This window comes from Streptomyces sp. NPDC096132, from assembly GCF_044763345.1.
GTDB lineage: Bacteria > Actinomycetota > Actinomycetes > Streptomycetales > Streptomycetaceae > Streptomyces.
This window is the reverse complement of the sequence record NZ_JBIWGA010000003.1, coordinates 259,883-280,196: the sequence shown is the minus strand read 5'-3', so window position 1 is coordinate 280,196 and position 20,314 is coordinate 259,883. Positions and strand designations below refer to the sequence as shown.

The following is a 20,314-nucleotide window of genomic DNA, read 5'->3' as shown; positions in this document are numbered from 1 at the left end:
CGGGATCATCGTCCGCCGGCGGTGGGCATGACTCCGGCCAGCTCCAGGTGCTCGCGAGCGCTGCGGATCGCCTCCGGCGTGGTGGCGTGATCCCGCCCGTCGTGCCGGAGCAGCTCCAACGCGCCGACGGAGTCCAGGACCTGACGCTGGCCGGCGCGAATGCCGGAGGCCAGGACGAGGATGCCGCGCCGCTGCAGCTTCTCGACCGCGTCCTTCAGGACGAGGGCACCGGTGGCATCCATCGTCGACACCCGCGACAGGCGCAGGATCACCACCCGGACGTCCGCGACCTCGGTCAGCTCCAGCAGGAAACGGTGAGCGGCGGCGAAGAACAGCGGCCCGTCGATGCGGTACGCCACGATGTGCTCCGCGAGCAGGGCGTGTTCCTCGGCGCTGTGGTCGCCGCGGTCCAGGGGGACCTGATCCAGGCGGGCCTGCTTGGCCACCGCCCGCAGCGCCAGGGCGCCGGCCACCGCCAGGCCGATGATGACGGCGTAGACGAGGTCCAGGGCCAGGGTGGCGACCGCGGTGAGGACGAGGATCAGCGCGTCGGAGCGAGTGGCCCCGGCCATGGCCCGCAGGGAGCCGACCTCGACCATGCGGATCGCGGTGGCCAGCAGCACACCCGCCAGCGCGGCCAGTGGGATCTTGGAGACGAGGGGCGCGGCGGCGAAGACGATGACGGCGAGGATCGCGGCGTGGGTGAGCGCGGCGAGCCGGGAGGTCGCGCCGGTACGGACGTTGACGGCGGTGCGGGCGATGGCGCCGGTAGCGGGGACGCCGCCGAACAGCGGGGCGGCGATGTTGGCCAGGCCCTGGCCGAACAGCTCCCGGTCGGGGTCGTGCTTCTGGCCGACGGTCATGCCGTCGGCGACCGACGCCGAGAGCAGGGACTCCAGGGCGGCGAGGGCGGCGACCGCGACGGCGGGGGCGAGCAGGGAGCCGAGCGCGCCCGGGTCGAGGAAGGAAAGGGAAGGGGCGGGCAGGCCGGACGGCAGGTCGCCGATCGGCTTCGCCGCGTCCAGGCCCGCGAGCTGGGCGACGAGGGTGGCGGCGATCACCGCGACGAGGGAGAAGGGGATCGTCGGCCGCCACCTGGCACCGCCGAGCATGACCACGGCCACGGCGACCGCGAAGCCGACGGCCGTCCAGTTCGGAGCCTTCGCGAACTCCTCGACCGCCCGCCAGGAGACCACCAGGATCCGGTCGCCCTCGGGCCTGGGCACGCCGAGGGCGTTCGGGATCTGCTGCAAGCCGATGACGCAGGCGATGCCGAGGGTGAAGCCCTCGACCACGGGGGCGGGAACGTACTGCATGTACTTCCCGGCCCGCAGCCCGGCCAGCGTCACCAGCATCACGCCGGCCATCAGTCCGACGGTCAGCACCCCGGTCGGCCCGTACTCGGCGACGATCGGCACCAGGACGACGGTCATCGCCCCCGTGGGCCCGGACACCTGCAGATTCGATCCGCCGAAGACCGCGGCCAGCGCGCCCGCGACAACCGCGGTGGCCAGCCCCGCCTCGGCACCCAGCCCGGAGGAAACCCCGAAACCGAGCGCGAGCGGCAGCGCCACGATCGCGACGGTCAGCCCCGCGAGCAGATCCCGGCGCGGGTCGCGCCGCACGTCCGCCAGATCGGCCCGGCCGGGCAGCAGAAACGTGATCCGGGCCCACGCCCGGCTGATCCTCGGGGTCATCGCGCGACGACCTCCGCTTCCCGCAGCTCGGCCAGCAGCTCGCCCTGCCCGGTGAGCATCTCGGTCAGGATCCGGCGCGCGGCCTTCATCAGATCCGCTACGTCCCCGCCGGCCAGTGCGTAGACCACCGTGGAGCCCTGACGGGTGGAGGTGACGATCCCGGACCGGCGCAGGACCGCGAGCTGCTGCGACAGGCCGGACGGTTCCACCTCGATGGCGGCCAGCAGGTCCCGCACCGGCATCGGTCCGTCCTGGAGAAGTTCCAGCACCCGTATCCGCACGGGATGCCCCAGCATCCGGAAGAACTCGGCCTTGGCCTGGTACAGCGGAACCGACACGACCCCTCGACTTCTTGGAGACAGCACCCCACCCGGGGCCACGCGGAAGGTGCTGCGCCCGCGGCAACCATTGCAGGCGCAGCAAACAAAGCATCTAACCAATTGCAGAATTTTGCAATTCAGCATCCATGGTGACCGCCTGTGACCACCTGCTGCTCAGTCGGTCCGACCGCCCCACCGGTTGTCGGCCCGCTCCCGCTCCGCGTCCCACTGGGCCATCCGTCACTGGTCCAGGCACGCCCCGCCCGCCACAGGTGACACCCGCGACAGCCGCAGCCATGAACACCGCGACGCTCCGCACGCTTCCATACAACGAAAAGCCCCACCTCGAGCCGGGAGCACGAAGCCCGGCGGGACGAAGTCCCGGGTCGACAGCCGCCGGTCACGCCGGGCACGGGCACGGGAGTCCGCGCCCGATGACAAAGCGAAGCCTGGTCATGTGCAGTCACCATGACCGCCGGCTCTGCCACCGCCGACATACGTCGGCCGCCGTCGAAGGCATTGCCTGCATCGACGACGGCCGACGACAGGGGCTCCGGCCGGCGGCGAACGGCTGACAGCATCTAACCAATTGCGAAAATTGGCAATTCACCATCCGGCTGACGCCCTGCAAACCTACCCGCGGGCCAGGTCAAGCCTTCTTGACCACACTCGACTTCAGCTGCATGGCCCCGAAGCCGTCGATCCTGCAGTCGATGTCGTGTCCGTCGACCCCGTCGACGAGGCGGATGCCGCGCACCTTGGTGCCGGCCTTGATACCGGAGGGGCTTCCCTTGACCTTGAGCGCCTTGACCACGACCACGGAGTCACCGTCCTGCAGAACGTTGCCGACGGCATCTCTGACAACCCGCTCGGCGGGAGCACCGGAATCCTGGGCGCCCTCGGCGGGCACCCATTCGTGGCCGCACTCCGGGCAGACCACGAGGGCGTTCATCTCGTAGGTGTACTCACAGGAGCACTTCGGACAGGGAGGAAGGTTATCGATCACCTCGCCAGGGTATCCGGCGCCATCCCTGCCCCAACCGGGCGAGAAGCACCCCGCAACCCCCGCCCGAACCAGAGGGCGACGGCAGCCGTCGCCGTCGCCCAGTTCGACGGGCGTCGGCTCTGTGGGCATCCATGTCGTCCGGACATGAAGCCGGGCGTGTACAGACCGCGCCGGGCCAGCCCAGACGTGTTCACCGACGGTCAGCATGGTGGCCGCCGCGAGCACCTCGCCCTCATGGCGGGCGAGGTGGAGCCGCATGCGGTCCGGGTCCTCGGCTCCGAGCGCCGTCCACATGCGCTGGAAGTAGCACAGCGGCCGCGGGATGTACCGGTCCCGCTCGGCAGTTTTGACGTAGATCTCGTAGGGGGCGGCCAGGTCCTCGTAGCCGCCCTGGACGACCTTGACGCCGGCCTTCTCGGCCTTCTTGATGTTGCGGCGCCACTGCTGGTTCAGGCCGCGCCGGACCTCCTCCAACGGCCGTCCCGCGAAAGGCACCTGGAACACGTAGCGCGGCTGACCGGCGGCGAAGCCGTCCTCGCTGCCGGGCTCCGTCTGCTGCCAGCCCATCCGGCGCAGCCGGTCGGCGATCTCGAAGGCCCGGGGGTCGCGCGCGATGGGCTGCACGTTCCGCAGCCGCCGAGCCTGCGGACCGGCGATCGCGGACTTGACCGCCTCGGCACTCCAGCGACGGGCCACCACAGGCTGGCCCAGTGTGCCCAGCCGGGCAACCTGCTGCCCGCCGTCCACGAACCCGGCCTCACCCCGACCCTGGCAACCGCCCTCGACCTCGGCCTGGCGCACCCCACGGACAGCTGACGAGCCGAACAGCCGCTGAGCTCCCTCCCACTCGGAGGCCAGGAACGGCATGTGCGGGGCTTCGGACCATCTGGACACAGGATTTCGTCTGTCCATGGCCCCACCCGAGGCTGGCTCCCCACGTCCTTCGCCGGGCAGGGCCGAATGCAAGAATGCGGCCCTTGAGCGAATATGCACGGGCTCGCACTGAAGTACGAGCGACGCCGGGAGCCGGGGGTAGCCATGGCAGTGGTCATGTGTCCGTTGTGCAGTGACGACGAGGACATCGAGGTGGTGGGTGCCCTCGACGACGGACGCCAACTCGTCAGACACCGGTGCGGCTTCGAGTGGAAGCATCGGGCGGCCGTCACCCCTCAGGGGAATCTCCCCCGCTCCTTCAGCGACCTCAAAGCCCGCTTCCCGAAGCCCGAAGACGTCGAGCCCCGGTGGCGGGAACGGGCGACCCGGCTCAAGAAGCAATACCTCGCCACCCATCCCGGCTTCCACCCTGAAGTGGCGGCCTACTGGGCGAAGTACCAGCAGATCTTCTCTCCTGACGGACTGCGGACGAGCGATCCGAGGCTTCTCAAGGACTTCGCCAACTCCGACATCGGAGCCCACCCGGGCAACCAGGCCACGTTCAACTCCGCGTGGAACGCCATGGGCGACACCGCGGCCGGCCGGGCCACGAGCAAGACCATCGCGTACCTCCTGTACGGGCCCGACGACGTCCCGGTCGAGGACCGGCTGCAACAGCTCCTGAGCGGCGCCCAGCCGTTCGCCATGACCGGCTTCAAGGAAGCCCTCCTCACGAGGGTTCTCTGCGTGATGGAGCCCGAGCGGTTCCTGTCGATCCTCAAGTACACGACGGAGGCGGGCGGCAAGCGGGAGATCGCGCAGATGGTCTACGGCCTGGAGCTGCCGGCGCCGGAGTCGGTGAACTGGACCCTCGGCCGGCTCATCCTCTGGAGCAACGACCTCCTGCGTGCCCTGGTCGGCGAAGGGTTCGCCAACCAGCAGCACTCCGCCGCGTTCCTGTGGTGGGCCAAGGACCAGCCGGGCGGGCCGCAGTAGGCGAACACAGTTGCCTCCGTGGGGGCGATGCAGGCAGAGGCCCAGGGCACCAGCCGCAGGCGAGGGCCACGCGGAGCGGGCTCACGGGTCCGGCGGCCCGGAGACGTAGGCGTCCATGCCGGCTGCGGCCGAGGGACAAAGAATCTGCTCCTGCACCCGGTACACGTCGTCCGCTACCACGTTGTTGATGTTCACGGCCCGGGCTTCGCCGTTGCGTAGTCCGCACCCCGCCATCATCACGATCTCCAGCGCAAGGTCGTCACCCGCGACAGCCAGAGCCTGCTTCACATGGGCCAGGTCCGGAAGGACCACCCTCTGGCGAACATACTCCGGCTCGATATCAGCTTCCGAGAAGTGCACTGTTGGCGTCGGCGTCGGGTACTTCGTTTCCAGTCCCCGATCCTCCTCAGGGGATCGCGACGCCGTGAACCGCGCAGGCCGATCTGATCCGCTGTATTGCCGCACCGAATGCGGCGGCTTCGTTCTCCATGCCTGCTGTGGTGAGGTCGCCTATGGCGTGCATCAGCTCGGCGTCTCCGCTGTCGGTGGCCAGCCGTAAGGAGTCGAAAAGCTTCATGTTGGTCTCCGTGGGGCCCGGCGGAGCGGCGAACAGCGCGGCCTGCAGTTCGCACGCTTTGCGAGCGGAGTCCTGGCCGGTCGCGTGCGTGGGTTCGTCGGTTGGGTCGTTCGTGTAGCCAGGGGCTGGGGCACCCGCGATCCCGTACAACACGAAGCACAGGCCGACGCCCAGCACGGTGCGAGACACCGTGATCCGTGCGGGGCGTGGCGGTGCCCCGCGTATGACCACCGGCCGACTCCACCGCATCATGGGTGCGGCGGCCAGCACCATTGCGCAGGTGGCCAGGGTGCCCAGCACGAGGATCCTCATCGTGGTGTCGAACACCCATCCGGCCTCGACGCCCGCTGTGCAGCCGGCACCGGCCCTCAGCCCGTCCACGCACCGGAAGCCGCTGTTGACGACGATGAGCGCGACTGCGTTCAGCAGCGCAGCGGCCCCACCGCTGAAGAGCGCTGCGGGAACGGAGAAATGGGCAGGCGCGCCTTTCCGCCGAAAGTCGCGCAGTACCGGCAGCGACGCGACTGCCGCCAGAAGGACGGCAGCGACGAGCGACCAGTGGGAGAAAGCCCACAGGAAACCATCCGTCGTCCGGGTTTCCTCGGGGACGTCGGCGCGAAGCAGGAGCCGCGCTGCCGCAGATCCACCGGCGAACAGCACGCCCGCGGCCACAGGGAGCACCAACACCGTGCGATGGCCCAGGATCTGCCGTCCGGCGCGGGGCGCGCTCAACGGGAAGAGCCAGAGCACGACGACCGCGGCCAGCGCGGGACCCCACAGAGCGAGTCTGGTCACCATCGGATGCTCGAACAGCACGTAGAACCAGAAAGGTCCGGCCGGCATCGCGCCTGAGGCAAGTTCGTATCCGTCTCTGGCGAGGCGGTCCAGTGGCTCGTTCAGGTCGGCGCCGAAGTCGGCGAGCAACGGCCAGAACGTGAGGACCACCGTCAACGGCACGGCCGGCGCGAGCGCAGCGGGCTTCCACGCACGCCACGGAGCGCCGCCGGACTGCCAGATGCGGGCACCGAGGCTGATCCAGGCGACAGCGGCAGTGACCACGGCGAGCAGTGCGGTGGCCGGCACCGGCCAGGCGAGGGGGGATCCCGCACCGCCCCATCCCCCGACATCGGCCCCGATGCCGGAGGGAGCCATCCGGTAACCGGCGAGCAGTCCCGCGGTGAGACCGGCCCCGACACGCACGGTGGTCGGCCAGGAGCGGAGTGCGCCAGGTGCCGACAGAACCGCCTCGCGCCAGGCTCCCGCGGCGACCAGCGCGCTCAGGAACAGCGCCGGAGCCAGCGACGCCGCCCACCGCAGCAGGTCCGGACCGGCGCTCCCGAAGGCCAGAACGAGAAAGGAGTTCAGCCCCTCGACGGCCAGGGCCGCGGTGGCGCCGGCGGCAACGCTCTCCCAGAAGCCCAGCTGCCAGGCCGCGGCGGGGGCTAGGAGCCGTGCGATGCGTCTTTCGGGTGCGGGGTGCATGCCGAACCGGCGGCGCAGGCGGGTGCGCCACCGGTTCGGTGCCGTCGCGCCGGGCGGATGCGCGGTGGGCAGAGCCCGTATCAGATCGTCCGGTCCTCCGAGCCAGTCGCATGCCGTGCGGTCGGCCTCGTACTCGCGGACTCTGATGAGTGAGGTGCGCACGATGTGGACCAGGAAGGTCAGGGCCACCAGCCGCCAGAGCCAGGCGTAGCCGGACTGGCGGTCGGTGGTGAGCAGGGACAGGGGGACCGGAAGGACAGCGGTGACGGCAAAGGCCCACCAGAGGGCCTTCGCCAGGTAGTGAGTATGCGCGTCGCGGTGTCGTACATGGGCGAGTTCGTGGAGGACCACGGCGCGGAACCTGCCGGGGTCCCGGTGCAGCAACTGCCGCAGACCGGAATTGAGCCGGATCCGGTAACGCCCCGCCCGTCCGAAGGTGATCGCGTCCGCGGTGGGGATCGGTGCGCCGAGGAACTCGGGCGACACCGGAAGGCCGGCCCGGGCCACCAGTTGGTGCAGTTCGCGGTCGAGTTCCGGCTGCTTCGGGCCGGTGAGCGGTCGGGCGTCGTCACGCCACAGGCGCCACCGCGGGTACACCGCGTACAACCCGGCCGCGGTCAGTATCAGCAGCGCTCCGGTCACCAGGATCCACCCCGCGACGGCCCGGTCGAACGGAGCCATGCACGCCGCCTGGCGTGCGGCGAAGCCATCCGCGGTGCTTGCTTCGGCGACACGGACCGAGCATTCCTGGGTGCGCCTCAGATAGGCGTTGTCCCGGGACACCATGCCGTAGTAGGTCAGGTTGTGGGTGCCCGTGGTGGACGCCGCCACCGCCGCGACCAGCAGCGCCGTTCGGGCCGTCGTCGGTGACGGCGCCTGGCTGGACCACTGCGTGCTCATGCCGGCGGCTGGGCCGGGGGAACCTGCGGCGCGCACAGGGATCCGTACAGTGCGTCCGCGAAGAGCAGCGCTTCTTCCTCGGGCCGGAACCGCCTGGCCACCACCAGCGCCGCCTCCCGGACGCGGACGAGGTCCTCGTGCGTCAATTCTTCCGGGTCCCCTGCCTGAGAGGCCGGTTCCGCAGGCGCGGCCTCCGACCGGCCCCGCAGCCTCCGGAGCCGGGCCGCCACACGGGATCCCCAGGAGCGCAGCAGCCCCTGAACCGGAGGCAGCACCACCTCCGCCACTGCGACCAGCACCAGAGGCGTCACGACCTCGACCAACTCCGCTCCGAAGCCGACGTCTTCGCCACCCGCGGCACGATCGGGATGCGCGAGCCGAAGAGCGCGTTTCGGATTACGGAGGAAGGATTCGCCGCATTCGGCGAAGTAGGGAAGCTCGTCAGGAGCCAGAGCTTTGATCGCTTGCTCGGACAACGCCAGAACCCGGAGCCGGGCCTGAGTCGCTGCGGATTCGTCCCTCGGCATGGGCACCCCCTGAACCCTCTGTCTGCCTCTGTATTGGTGTGGGAATCCTGTCGGCGGTGCACCGCGCGTTTCCGGACCCGGACGCTCCGAGGAACGTCCGGGGTGCGTGGCCGCTCTGGTGAACATCTGTTCCGGCGGCGCACAGTCACGGCACCTCGCATCGCGCCGGCCCTCCTCAGAACGCGAGATGCTCGTCAGTCGCCCGGGTATGGCTACGTCCTGGCCCACTGAACCGCCGGGCACCGTGGACGTCAGCGCCAGGTAGGTGCCGCCGGACATCGCGCCGACATGTGGAGAACCCCATTGAAAGCTGGTCGCATTGGGGTGATTGATTCGAGTCCAGTGGGCGTCTTTTGCCTCGAAACTCGGATTCAACAGGTATGAAATTTTATGCCCCCCTGAAGACAGTGCCGGGCCGCTTCGGACCCAGGTACTCGAGCACGGTTCGGTCAGCCACCAGTGAAGGCCGCGCCTGCGCGTGCCGCATCAGGGAACTCCCTCAGTCCACCAATCCCGCGCGGGTGAGGGTGCGGGCCAGGTCGGAGCGGGAACGGATGCCGAGCTTGCGGTAGACCCGGGTGAGGTGCACTTCTACTGTCTTGCGGGAGATGAACAAGGCGCTCGCCGCCTCCACGTTGCTGAGTCCTTGGGCGATGGTCCGTGCGACCTGCAGTTCCTGGGCCGTCAGGAGGTGGATCGCCGGTGCGCGAACGCCTTCCGCGGCCGTGCGGTGTCCACATGCCGCCAGTTCGGCTTCGGCTCTGGCCGCCCAGGGACGAGCGCCCAATGTGGTGAGGGCGGCGTGCGCGGCGAGCAGCGGGGCCTTCGCCGCCGCCGGGCGACGTAGCCGCCGCATCACCATGCCGTGCACCAGTTGGGTTCGGGCGTGCTCGAAGACCATTTCCCGGCGGGCGTGGGCCCGGTCCGCCACCGCCAGCCACTCCGCTGCCTCATCGGCCCGGGTCGCCAGGAGGGCGCGGCAGCGCGCCGCAACGGCCTCCGGCCAGGCCAGTCCGGTTGCCCGGGCACGCTCGTCCAACCAAGCGACCAGTTCGGCCGCCCGGTCATGCCGACCTCTGCGGACCTGCGCCTCCGTCAGGTCCGCGACGAAGGTCAGCATGTTGGGGTTGGCCAGACCCGTCTCCTGGGCCAGCGCGAAGGCCCGTTCCTGGTGGAGTACGCAGTCGTCCAGGTCGCCTGCGGTGAAAGCGGCCGATCCGAGGGCACCCTGTGCGAAGACCTCCAGACCGCGTGCCCCAGGCCCGCCTCCGTGTCCCCGGTATGCCGCGATGTGGGCCTCGCAGCCCGCGCGGTCGCCGCGCTGTCCGTCCAGGCGGGCCAAGAGGATCAGCGCGTAGCCGCCCATTGCCGTCTGCCCGAGCTCCCGCGCCCAGCGCACGGCCTCGACGCCATCCGCGCGAGCGGCCGTCCAGTGTCTCCAGCTCTCGACCTCGCACCTGCCCGCGAGAGCATACGGAAGTATTCCGGGTAAACCGTCGCGCCGTATCCGGTCGACGGCATCGCTCAGGACGGACCTGGCGGCAGTGTCCTCATCCACCCATGACAGAGCCTCGCCTATCTGCACTGTCAGCTGCTGCAGTTCGGGCGTCCGGGCCTCGGGGAGCGTCGCGCGTTCTCGCAGCAGCAGCTCCCGGCCCTCCCGGACCCGCCCGGCCAGCGCCTGGGCAGCCCCGAGCAGGACGGTTCCCGGACGGCGCTGTCGCTGGACCGCTCCCCTGTCGTCGGCCCGCGCGGTATCAGCGAGTCCGGCACATTTCTGGGCGAGTTCCACGGCCAGGCTTACCCGCCCGGCCATCGCCGCGGGCAGTGTGGCCGCGCCGTAAAGGGCACCCGCCCGGGCCGGATCCGTGGTCCGGACCGCCTCGGCAGCCGCCACCAGCAGCTGATGCGCCTTCGCGGGGTCTCCCAGCCAGGCACAGGCCTGGCCGCGCAGGAGTTCGATGTCCGCAGTCAGGAGGGGATCGTGGCTCCACCGCAGCGCCTGCTCGCACCACCGCACGGCATCCCGGGGAGCACTGCTGTGGAAGCTGTCCGACGCGGCCTTGAGCAGACGTACGGCCCGGTCGTGCGCCGCAGGTGACAACTCGGCCGCCCGGTACCAGGCTTCGGCCGCGCTTCCCGGGGCCCCGAGCCGCCGCGCCTGCGCGGCCTCGGCGGCCAGGGCCCCCGCCACCTCCTCGTCGGGCCCGTCGGCCACGGCCGCGAGGTACCAGGCGCGCAGGCCGGCCGGCGACGACTCGGCCAGGGCTCGGTAGACCCGCAGTCTCTGGTCCGGCCCGCACCCGCGCAGGACCAACGGCCGCAGCACGGGATGGCGCAGTCGGTAGCCACCCCCCGGATCCATGAGTACCAGTCCCGCTGTCTCGGCCGGTGTCAGGGCTGCCATCGGCAGATCGACCGCGGTGAAGGCCCGCTCCAGCACGGGAATGTCCCCCGAGCGACTCGCGGCCACATATGCCAGAGCCTCTCGAGTCTCCGGGGGAAGCGCCTGGAGGGCTCCCCGCCACGCTCGCTCCACCAGGGGGCCGGGCGTCTCCCAGGTCTTCTCCCACGAATCCGGCCCGCTGTGCCTGCTGTCCCGCAGTACCGCCGCGTACTCCACCAGCACCAGCGGGTTTCCCAGGCTGAGTTCCACCAGCCGGGCTGACTCGGGTTCTCCGGGGTCGAGGCCGCGCTGTCGCAGCAGTTCGTCGCACGCGTCGTCGTCCAGTCCGGACAGGGGCAGCTGTGGTATGCCCTCCCATGCCGTCTCGGTGTCCGAGCCGGTCCTCGCTGCCATGACCAGCGCGACCGGCTCCGACTCCAGGCGTCGCGCCACGAAATGCAGGACCTGCCGGGACGACGGATCCGCCCAGTGCAGATCGTCCACGAGCACAACCAGGGGTTCCGCTTTGCCGGCGGCGGCCAGTACGCCGAGCGCACCCGCACACACCGCGTACGGGTCCGGGCCGGTAGCCTCGGAGAGGCCGAAGCAGGCCTCCAACACCCGCCGCTGAGGTGCCGGCAGTTCCACGAAGTGCTCACGCAGCGGCAACAGGACCTCGGCGAGTACCGCATACGGCAGGATCGCTTCTGATTCCACACCCCGGGCCTGCAGCACCCGAGCGTGACTGCGCCGGGCGGTGTGCTCCAGCAGCGCGCTCTTGCCGATCCCCGGGTCGCCGGGCAGCAACAGCGCCGCACCACGATCGGGAAGCCCCGCCAGCAGGCTGTTCAGCAAGCCGCACTCCTGCTCCCTGCCGACCAGTGGCATGGGTGCGGCCGTACCGGCTCCCGCCTCAGTCGCACCTCGGTTCCACAGACGGTGGCTGGTGTGCATCCCGCCCCCCATCAACCCGGCGCTGCGGTCTGTGAAGTGGCCGTGCCCCCGTTGAGCCAACGCGGCCTTCCAGCACATCACCAGGGTGCCCTCTTCCCCATCGGCCGCGTCGGCATGCTTGCGGAGCCGCCGGCTTTCCCACGCGACCGAGACAGCCCCGCACCGGGGCGGCAGCGGGACCTGGCAGACCCGCGCCTACCCCCTCAGGACGCCCCAGCCGCTGGTAGGTACCCATTCAGGCGTGGTCCTCGCCGGACCAGCAGCCAGCGGCAGGAGTAGTCGTGGCCGGCCACTTGTGAGGTATCCACACGCTGAGGCCGGCAGCCGCCTCCTTCGCCCAGATGCCGAGATGAGGGGGTCAGCTCTCGCAGTTGCCGACGGAACCCCAGCGAAGAAAATCCGCACCGCCGGCCCCGTCGAGGACCGCAACCGCGTACCGGGCGTAGCCCCATTCCGGCCGGGCGCGGGATTCGGTGAGGACTGACCGGCAGGCCACACCTGCGGCGGTCTGCCCCCAGTCCTCCCGCATGCTCTGGTCCCATTCGGGCTTGGTCGCCCACACGTACATCACGCCTTCGTCCGGGGCGAAGCCGATGCTGGTGTTCTCGTCGCTGATGTAGCGGGGGTCATGGACCAGCCGGGAATTGCCGTTCCACCCCACGAAAAGCTGGTGGACCGCCTCGGTTGCCACGCGGATCTCGTCCTTGTCGACGCTCGGGATCCGCGCGGCCGTCAGGCCGGCCTCGGTGGGATTCCAGTTCGGATCCTGCCCCTGGTCGCTGGTGGTGCGTTCGATGGTCTGTGTGACGCAGCCGGTGTTGGTACGGAAGTCGTCCTCCCACACGATGGCGGGTGCCGTGGGAGTGGTGTTGTCCACCAGCACGTACTCGTCGTACGGAAGATCCTTGTAGATGTCCGCCATCATGCGCAGGGTGAGACAAGCGTCCTTGGCCGCTCCCTGGATGACGCGTGACTCGACTGCCGGGCCGCTGATCGCGACGTAGATCTCTTTCCTCGGCTGGGCGTAGCTCACGTCGTACCGGCCGCTGTAGTTGTACTCCTCGCCGACTCCCAGGCTGACGTCGTGCCCGAGCGCGGCCTCGGTCTCGATCTCGGCCTCCCCCTTGGCGCGGCGGGCCGCACGCCATGTGGTGATCGTCGCCTCGTCGGCGTCCGCGGACGGTGACGGGTCCGAAGTCCGGGGACTTGCACTCGGTGAAGCGGGAGCGGACGCATCGGTGATCGTCGTGGAGGACGCGCTGTCGAGGTGGCGGGAACTCGAGGGCGGTGTCTCCGACCTGTCGGGCTGAAGGGCGAGCGCTCCACCCGTCAGGCCGCCGATGACGACGCCCGTGGCCACGGCGATGCCCACCGTGCGTCTGCGTGAACGGGCGTGAGGGTGCCAGGCCGGGTCGTCCAGGGCGGGCACGTCCCACTCGGCCGCGACGAGATCACCGACCAGCGTCGGTTCCGCACCGGCCGGGATGACCTGTGTGGCCTGGGACGCGAGAAGAACGGCGCATTCCTCGGCGGCCTCACTCGCGGTGGTTCGGCTGCCCGGCTCCTTGGCAAGGGCACTCTCCACGAGGGTGCGGAGTTCGCCGGGAACGCCATGGAGGTCGGGTTCCTCGGACATGACACGGTAGGCGACCACGTCAGGAGCTCCCGTGCCGAAGGGCAGGCGTCCGGTCGCAGCGTAGGCGACGAGCGCGCCCCAGGCGAACAGGTCGCTTTCGGGGCCGGCGCTGCCGGCGCGGTAATACTCGGGGCTGATCCAGCCGGGGGTGCCGGTCACGATGCCGGTGCGGGTCACGGACGTGCCGTCGGCGGCGTGGGCAATGCCGAAGTCCAGGACGCGGGGGCCGGCAGGGGTGAGTATGACGTTCTGCGGCTTGACATCCCGATGGACGACGCCGGCAGCGTGGATGGCCGCGAGAGCCTGAGCAGTGCCTGTCGCGAAGGCATACAAGGTGCTCTCGGCAAGCGGCCCGTGGGCGGCGAGATGCCGGTCGAGGGTTGGCCCTGGAACGTACGCAGTGGCCAGCCACGGCGCATCGGCATCCGGATCGGCGGCAACCAGAGGTATGAGAAACGGCCCCTGCACACGCGCGGAGAGCTGAACCTCGCGGCGGAACCGGGCCCGAAACTCGGGATCCTCGGCCTGCGTGGAATGAACGACCTTCACCGCGACGCGGAGGCCGGCGGCGTCGAGGCCGGCGTGAACGGTGCCCATACCACCCGAGCCGAGACGGCCGATGATCCGGTAGGGACCGACCCGCTTCGGGTCACCGGGGCGGGCGGGCAGCACCCGCCCGCCGGAGCGAGTACTGCTCACGGGGGCTTCCGTTCTCCGTCACCGGCAGAGTACGAAGGCCGGACGCGCGCCGAATGGGTACGCCCATGCCTGGAAGCTGGATGTTATCTGTGCATCATCACAATGAGCGCCGTCCTCTCAGGGAGTCGTCAGCGATGCCGTAGTCAAGCAGAAGCGCTGATGAGGAAGCCGGGAGTGGAGAGTCCCCGGGTTCGGCACGGGGGCTTCTCACAGTCCTTGACGCCGTGGCGGTCACCAAGTGCTGGCCGGATACTGACTTACCTGACGAAACATCAGGCACCGGAGACACGCCAAGGACGGGGCGACCGCGTCTCACATCCCGGTTTTCCCTGGTCACCCCGCTTCGTCATCCGACCCCGGAACATCGGCTCTGCCACATCCTCGTACGCCGGTCCGCTGTTGATCTTGGGGGGCCTCCGGGCGTAGTGGAGTTTGACGTCTCCACTCACCTCGGAGGCCCTGGCATCGGCGCGGGCACGGCGCCGCCGCTGTCGGGATGCTCATCACCATGAACAGCCTCATGGCCACGGCCAGGAAGAACTGCCGGACGATCGGGGCGAGCCCCGAGGCTGCCGTCGCCACCGCCGTGGTGAGCAGGTAGGCGACGACAACGGCCGCGGGCAGGCGCCCGGTACGAGGTGTCCTCCCCAGTTGCCTACTCGGCTCGGCCCTTCAGGTATCGACAGAGGTGAAACCCCCGCCGGCGGCCGAGGGACGTGTCAGTCGTCGGCGAGTGCCTCGTGGACGGAGGAGACCGCGCCGGCGCCGTCGCCGACGGCGGTGGCCACTCTTTTCGTCGAGCCCGCCCGGAGGTCGCCGACTGTGAAGACCCGGGGTGCGCTGGTCTGGAACGGGAGTGCCGTACCGGCAGGCAGGCGGCTGTCCGTGAGGACGAAGCCGTCGTGGTCCTTGGCCACGCCGTCCAGCCAGCCCGACACCGGGTCGGCGCCGATGAAGCAGAACAGGGCGCGGCTGGCCAAACGGTCCCGCAGCCCGTCGGACTTCTCGGCGACGATCGACGCGAGGGTGTCCTCGCCGCCCAGTTCGCGGATCGTGCTGCTGGTGTGGACCTGGATCCGCGTATGCGCTCGGATCCGGTCGGTCAGGTAGGACGACATCCGGGCCCCGAGATCGGCGCCGCGGACGATCAGATCCACCGTCGCACCACGGGCGGCGAGCGACAGGGCCGCCTGCCCGGCCGAGTTGGCGCCGCCGACGACCGTCACCGGCTGGTCCTCATAGCCTCGGACGTCCAGCTCGGTCGCGGCGTACCGGACGCAGCCGGACCTCTCGAAAGTCGTCCATTGCGGCAGGTCGAGGTGCCGGTAGCGCGCCCCGGTCGCGGCGATCACCGCGCGGCACTCAATGCGTGCGCCGTCCTCCAGCAGGACGGCCGGCCGTCGCTCCTCGGAGAGGTCCAGGCCGGACACCGCGCAGGGCGAGTGGATCCGTACACCGAACTTGAGTGCCTGGACCATCGCCAGACGGGTCAGGCTTTCGCCGCTGACTCCGTGCGGGAAGCCCAGATAGTTCTCGATGCGGGCGCTCTTGGCGGCCTGGCCGCCGAGCCCGGCGCGGTCCAGCAGTACGGTGACGAGACCCTCGGACGCCCCGTAGACGGCGGCGGCCAGACCCGCCGGGCCGGCGCCCACCACGACGAGATCGACCGGCCGCCCGTCGGCTCGATAGGTGAGACCGAGCACCTCGGCAACGGCTCTGGGCGTCGCGCGCCTCAGCAGCGAACCGTTGACCATCGCGGCGGGGAGGTCGTCCTCGCCGAGCCCCGCCAGTGTCATCAGCGAGCGTCCGGGGTGCGAGGCCGCGTCGAGCCAGGAGTGCGGCAGGAGCATCTGCGTCACGTAGGTGCGTAGTTCCAGCGTCTCCGCGGCGTACGGCCGGCCGACGAGCTCCAGGGCGTTGCCTGCCGCCCCGCGGATCACCTCGCGTCGTTCCCTGAACGCCTCGATCAGTGTGTCGGCGATGTCGACCTGCTCGGCGAGGGCCCGGCGCAACATCGCCGCCCTGATCCGGACGACTGTCCCGGCGGACACCACCCGGGCGGTGAGGTAGACGTGCTGACCGGTCAGCAGGTTGAGCTCGCCGAGGAAGTCTCCGGGGCCGCCCCGGTAGATCAGACGCTCCGGCTCGATCGCCGTCGCGTCCCGGACGATGTCCACGGTCGCCGACCGGAGCAGGAAGAAGTCGTAGGTGTCGTCGCCGGACGTGTACAGATCCCGGCCGGGCTCGGTGTGTTCCACCTCGCCGTACTCGGCGAGCCGCCGGAACTGCTCGTCGTCCAGGACCGGCCCGCGCTGTGCCGCACCGTCGTTCAAGTAATTCCTCCGTTGAGTCGGGCTGTTCAGGCGCGGACCGGAACGGGCGCCGGCTTCACCCGGGCGACGGTCGTGACGTACAGGAGCAGACCCGCGGTGGTGAGGACGAAGCCGGCCCACACGGTGGACAAGGTCCCCCAGCCGGCGTCGAGGGCGACCGCGCCGCCGATCGCGCCGAGACAGTTGGCCAGGTTGAGGGCGGCCAGGTTGAGCGTTCCCATCAAGGTCGGGGCGTCCGGTGCGAAAGCGGTCAGCCGGACCTGGATGGTGGGGATGGCGAACATCATGGTCGCGCCGACGCCGAACAGGCAGGGCAGCAGGATCACCAGGTTGCCGCCTGCCACACCGATCAGCACCAGGAACGCCAGAGCACCGCCGTAGCCCAGGATCAGACCGCGGTTCTCGTACCGGTCGGCGACACGTCCGCCGACGTGGTTGCCGACCGCCATGCCCAGGCCGAAAACGGCGAGCGCGATCGGGATGAGCGAGGGGTCCCGGAGAGCCGATCATCACCCCGACGGCGTACGCGGTGATCGCGTAGGTCGCGACCGGAACGGACACATCCAGATCGGACGCGAACAGCTGGATGACGCCGTTGCTGCCGAACTCGCCGGCGCCGATCGCGAAGGTCCCCAACGCCAGTGCGAACAACGTCAGTCTCGGATGCCTGATGGGTGACTTGGCGGAGGTGTGCCGCTGCTCCTCGGCGGTGCACTGGCTGTCGTATGCGCGCTGATGCATCATTTCGCCTCGTCTCGTCCTCGGCAGGAGGGTCAGTCGGACGGCGTTGGGGCCGGTGCGGGACGGAGATCGGGCGTGGGGGGCCGGTCGTCGCCTTCCCGGAGGCCGTGGCGGGCGTAGAAGCGCCGCAGGGGCGCCGGCGCCCACCAGTTCGCGTTTCCGAGCAGGCGCATCGTGGCCGGTACCAGCAGCGCCCGGATGATCGTCGCGTCCACCAGGACGGCGATGAGCATCGCCACCCCGATCAGCTTGATGAACGTGATTCCGGAGACGGAGAACAGCCCGATCACGACCAGGATGAGCAGCGCGGCGCTGGTGATGATCCGGCCGCTGCGCTGCAGCCCGACCGCGACCGCCGCGGTGTTGTCGCCGGTCCGGTCGTACTCTTCGCGGATCCGGGACATCAGGAAGACCTCGTAGTCCATCGACAGCCCGAACACGACCGCGAGGACCAGGATCGGCTGGGTCGCTTCCAGCGTCCCGGTGGAGGTGAAGTGCAACAGGCCGGACAGATGGCCGTCCTGGAAGATCAGGACCAGTGCGCCGAACGAGGCGCCGAGCGACAGGATGTTCATCACGATCGCCTTGACCGGCAGCACGACGGAGCCGAAGGCGAGGAACAGCAGGACGAAGCCGGCGCCGCCGATGATCAGCGCCATCCAGGGCAGCAGATCGCCCACGGCGTCGAGTTGGTCGGCCAACTGCGCGGTCTGGCCACCCACCAGCGCCTCACCATCCGGCGGTGCCGGTACGGCCCGGATCCGGCTCACGAGATCCCTCGACCGGGGCGATATGGGGTCGCCCTCGTACATGATCGTGACCCGGGCGACGTCGCCGGACCGACCCGTGACCTCGGCTCCTGACACCCCGTCGACAGTCTGGACGGCGTCGACGTAGCGCTCCAGACCGGCCCGGTCCGACGAGGTCACGATCGCCTCGATGGGCACCTGACCGTTCCGTACGAAGTCCCGGTCGACGGTTTCCGAGACCACACGGCTCTCGGTACCCGTCGGCAGCACCCTCGGGTCGATACCGCCGAACTCAACGCGCAGGAAGGGCGCGGCGGCCAGCAACAGGACCGTGAGCACCCCGGTCGCGTAGACGACCGGGCGGCGCATGATGCTGTGCGCGAGGCGGTACCAGAACCCGTGCGCGACCTCGTCCTGCCGGAGAGCCGGCGGCGGGCGGCGGAACAGCCGCCGCACCGAAAGTGCCTCGACCCGGGGGCCGAGGACGGCGAGCAGGGCGGGCAGCACGGTCAGTGCCGCCACCATCGCCACCACGACCGCGGACAGACCGCCGAGGCCCATCGAGCGGAGGAAGGACATCGGGAAGATCAGCAGTCCGGCCAGCGAGACGGCGACGGTGACGCCGGAGACCGCGACCGTACGACCGGCGGTGGCCATCGTGCGGGCGACGGCGTCCTCGACACCGAGCCCGCGGGCGATCTCCTCCCGGAACCGCCCGACCATGAACAGGCCGTAGTCGATCGCCAGGCCCAGCCCGAGAATCGTCACCACGTTGACCGAGAAGACCGAGACGTCGGTCAGGTAGGTCATCCCACGCAGCGCGGTGAACGCTCCGAGGATGGCCAGAGCGCCGATCGCGAGCGGCAGGCTCGCCGCGGCCACACTGCCGAAGACGACGACCAGGAGCACGAGCAGCACCGGTATGGAGATCGTCTCGGCGAAGGCGATGTCCGCCGCGACCCGCTCGCGGATGTCGCGGTCGACCGTGCTGGCGCCGCCGACCTGGGTCCGCAGGCCGGGCGCGGCCAGTTCGTCCTCGATCTCGTCCAGCCCTTCGCCGCGCCGCTCCTCGTCGTCGCCGGCCAGGGTCAGCACCGCGTAGGTGGCGTGCCGGTCGTGGCTGACCAGGGCCGGGCTGCCGGTGCTCCAATAGGTGACGGTCCGGGTCACCACGTCATGGGGAAGCGCTTGGAGCGTCTGGGTGACGGCTCGTTGGAACGCCGGATCGTCAACTGTCGTGCTGGGGCTGCTGTACAGGACCACCGCGTCGTTGCCCGTCCGGCCCAGCGTCGCCTCGGCACGTGCGGCCGCGCGCGAGCTCTGGCCGGCCGGGTCGTCGAACCCTCCGGTGGTCAGCGAGCCGAAGACCCGCGTGCCCCAGATGCCGCCGAGCGCCAGGAAGGCCGCGGCCAGGCCGATCACCCACCAGCGTCGGCTGACCACCGTCCGCCCCCACCTCTCGAACATCGCCGTCCCTTCCTGGCTTCGTCGGCTCGGTGGTGTCAGCGCGCGGCGCGCTTGATGAGGGCGGCCGTCGCCGCGGGCCGCGCGATCATCGCGACATGCGAGGTGTCGGCCTCGACGGTGTGCGCGCCGGCCCGGCGCGCCATGAACCGCTGCGCCGCCGGAGGCAGCACCTGGTCGTCGCGGCCCACGAGGTACCAGGACGGAACGGTCTTCCAGGCCGGGGCGCCGGACGGCTCCCCGAGGGTGCGCACGTCCGCCGGCCGCTGGCCGGCCCACATCAGCTCGGTGGTCGACCTCGGCAGGTCACCGGCGAACACGTCGTGGAAGAACTCCCTCTTGATGTAGCCGTCGACGAGGCCCTCACCGTAGGGACGGAAGTCCAGCGCCGCCTCACTGAGCCTGCTTCCCGGGTACTTCGTCTGCAGGCCCAGCAGCGTCTCACCCTGATCGGGCACGAACGCGGCCACGTAGACCAGCGCCTTCACGTTGGGGTTGCCGGTCGCGGCGTTCGTGACGACGATCCCGCCGTAGGAGTGCGCGACGAGGACGAGCGGGCCGCTGAGGGTGGCGAGGATGCCGGCCAGATAGGCGGAGTCGGAGGCCACGCCGCGCAGTGGGTTGGGCGGTGCGATGACCGGATAGCCGTCGCGGATGAGCCGGGAGGCGACCCCGTTCCAGCCGGAGGCGTCGGCGAACGCGCCGTGCACGAGTACCACGGTGGGCTTCCGGCCGCTGCCGCTTCCGCTTCCGGTGTGTGCCTGCGCGGCGGGCGCGTCGAGCGCGGCGCCCACAACGACCGCGGCGGACCCGGCCAACAGCCCCCGGCGAGTTGTCGTCATCGATGTATGCCCTTCGGTAACCGGCGTTCTCGGTGGTGATCGCGGGTCAGCGTAGAGCCGGTTACTTGACGAGCACTGAACAGAAATCCGGGCACCATTCAGGGGCCGCTTCACCATCAGTTCCGTTGCTGT

Annotated in this window: 12 protein-coding genes and 2 pseudogenes; 1 reads left to right on the top strand and 13 read right to left on the bottom strand. The window is 70.2% G+C overall.

What is annotated here, in order from left to right; translation table 11 throughout:
• Positions 1–5: 5 nt before the first annotated feature.
• The 4 genes and pseudogenes from ACIRF9_RS08990 to ACIRF9_RS08975 form a co-directional block, all read right to left on the bottom strand.
• Positions 6–1,697, bottom strand: coding sequence for a SulP family inorganic anion transporter (locus ACIRF9_RS08990; RefSeq protein ID WP_403818440.1), 1,692 nt, complete (start codon positions 1,695–1,697; stop codon positions 6–8).
• Positions 1,694–2,035, bottom strand: a complete 342-nt coding sequence (locus ACIRF9_RS08985) for an ArsR/SmtB family transcription factor (RefSeq protein ID WP_403818438.1) — start codon at positions 2,033–2,035, stop codon at positions 1,694–1,696. Before ACIRF9_RS08985 ends, ACIRF9_RS08990 begins: the two co-directional genes overlap by 4 nt.
• Before the next feature lie 631 nt (positions 2,036–2,666).
• A complete protein-coding gene (locus ACIRF9_RS08980; RefSeq protein WP_403819017.1) occupies positions 2,667–3,023 on the bottom strand; it encodes a zinc ribbon domain-containing protein YjdM in 357 nt (118 codons plus the stop codon).
• 138 nt (positions 3,024–3,161) lie between these two features.
• Positions 3,162–3,734, bottom strand: a pseudogene (locus ACIRF9_RS08975) (lipid II:glycine glycyltransferase FemX); the annotation flags it as partial.
• Positions 3,735–4,061: 327 nt separating this feature from the next.
• Here ACIRF9_RS08975 and ACIRF9_RS08970 point away from each other — a divergent pair.
• Positions 4,062–4,892 (top strand): hypothetical protein, encoded by an 831-nt coding sequence (locus ACIRF9_RS08970; RefSeq protein WP_403818436.1) that lies wholly within the window; start codon positions 4,062–4,064, stop codon positions 4,890–4,892.
• Between the two features lie 141 nt (positions 4,893–5,033).
• Here ACIRF9_RS08970 and ACIRF9_RS08965 read toward each other — a convergent pair.
• From ACIRF9_RS08965 to ACIRF9_RS08925, 9 genes and pseudogenes are all read right to left on the bottom strand, one after another.
• Positions 5,034–5,228, bottom strand: a pseudogene (locus ACIRF9_RS08965) (integrase); the annotation flags it as partial.
• 70 nt (positions 5,229–5,298) lie between these two features.
• Positions 5,299–7,851, bottom strand: coding sequence for a M48 family metallopeptidase (locus ACIRF9_RS08960; RefSeq protein WP_403818434.1), 2,553 nt, complete (start codon positions 7,849–7,851; stop codon positions 5,299–5,301).
• Entirely contained in the window at positions 7,848–8,378 is a 531-nt protein-coding gene (locus ACIRF9_RS08955; RefSeq protein WP_403818432.1) for a hypothetical protein, read from the bottom strand. The genes ACIRF9_RS08960 and ACIRF9_RS08955 overlap by 4 nt, the downstream gene beginning before the upstream one ends.
• 499 nt (positions 8,379–8,877) lie before the next feature.
• Positions 8,878–11,718, bottom strand: coding sequence for an AAA family ATPase (locus ACIRF9_RS08950; RefSeq protein ID WP_403818431.1), 2,841 nt, complete (start codon positions 11,716–11,718; stop codon positions 8,878–8,880).
• A gap of 358 nt (positions 11,719–12,076) precedes the next feature.
• Entirely contained in the window at positions 12,077–14,053 is a 1,977-nt protein-coding gene (locus tag ACIRF9_RS08945; protein ID WP_403818429.1) for a serine/threonine protein kinase, read from the bottom strand.
• 719 nt (positions 14,054–14,772) lie between these two features.
• Entirely contained in the window at positions 14,773–16,386 is a 1,614-nt protein-coding gene (locus tag ACIRF9_RS08940; protein WP_403818427.1) for an FAD-dependent oxidoreductase, read from the bottom strand.
• Between the two features lie 26 nt (positions 16,387–16,412).
• Positions 16,413–16,835 carry a hypothetical protein gene (locus ACIRF9_RS08935; RefSeq protein ID WP_403818425.1) on the bottom strand — a complete coding sequence of 141 codons (423 nt, stop codon included), beginning with the start codon at positions 16,833–16,835 and terminating at the stop codon, positions 16,413–16,415.
• 324 nt (positions 16,836–17,159) lie between these two features.
• Positions 17,160–19,343 (bottom strand): MMPL family transporter, encoded by a 2,184-nt coding sequence (locus ACIRF9_RS08930; protein ID WP_403818424.1) that lies wholly within the window; start codon positions 19,341–19,343, stop codon positions 17,160–17,162.
• Positions 19,344–19,378: 35 nt separating this feature from the next.
• Positions 19,379–20,182, bottom strand: coding sequence for an alpha/beta fold hydrolase (locus ACIRF9_RS08925; protein ID WP_403818422.1), 804 nt, complete (start codon positions 20,180–20,182; stop codon positions 19,379–19,381).
• Between the last annotated feature and the right edge of the window lie 132 nt (positions 20,183–20,314).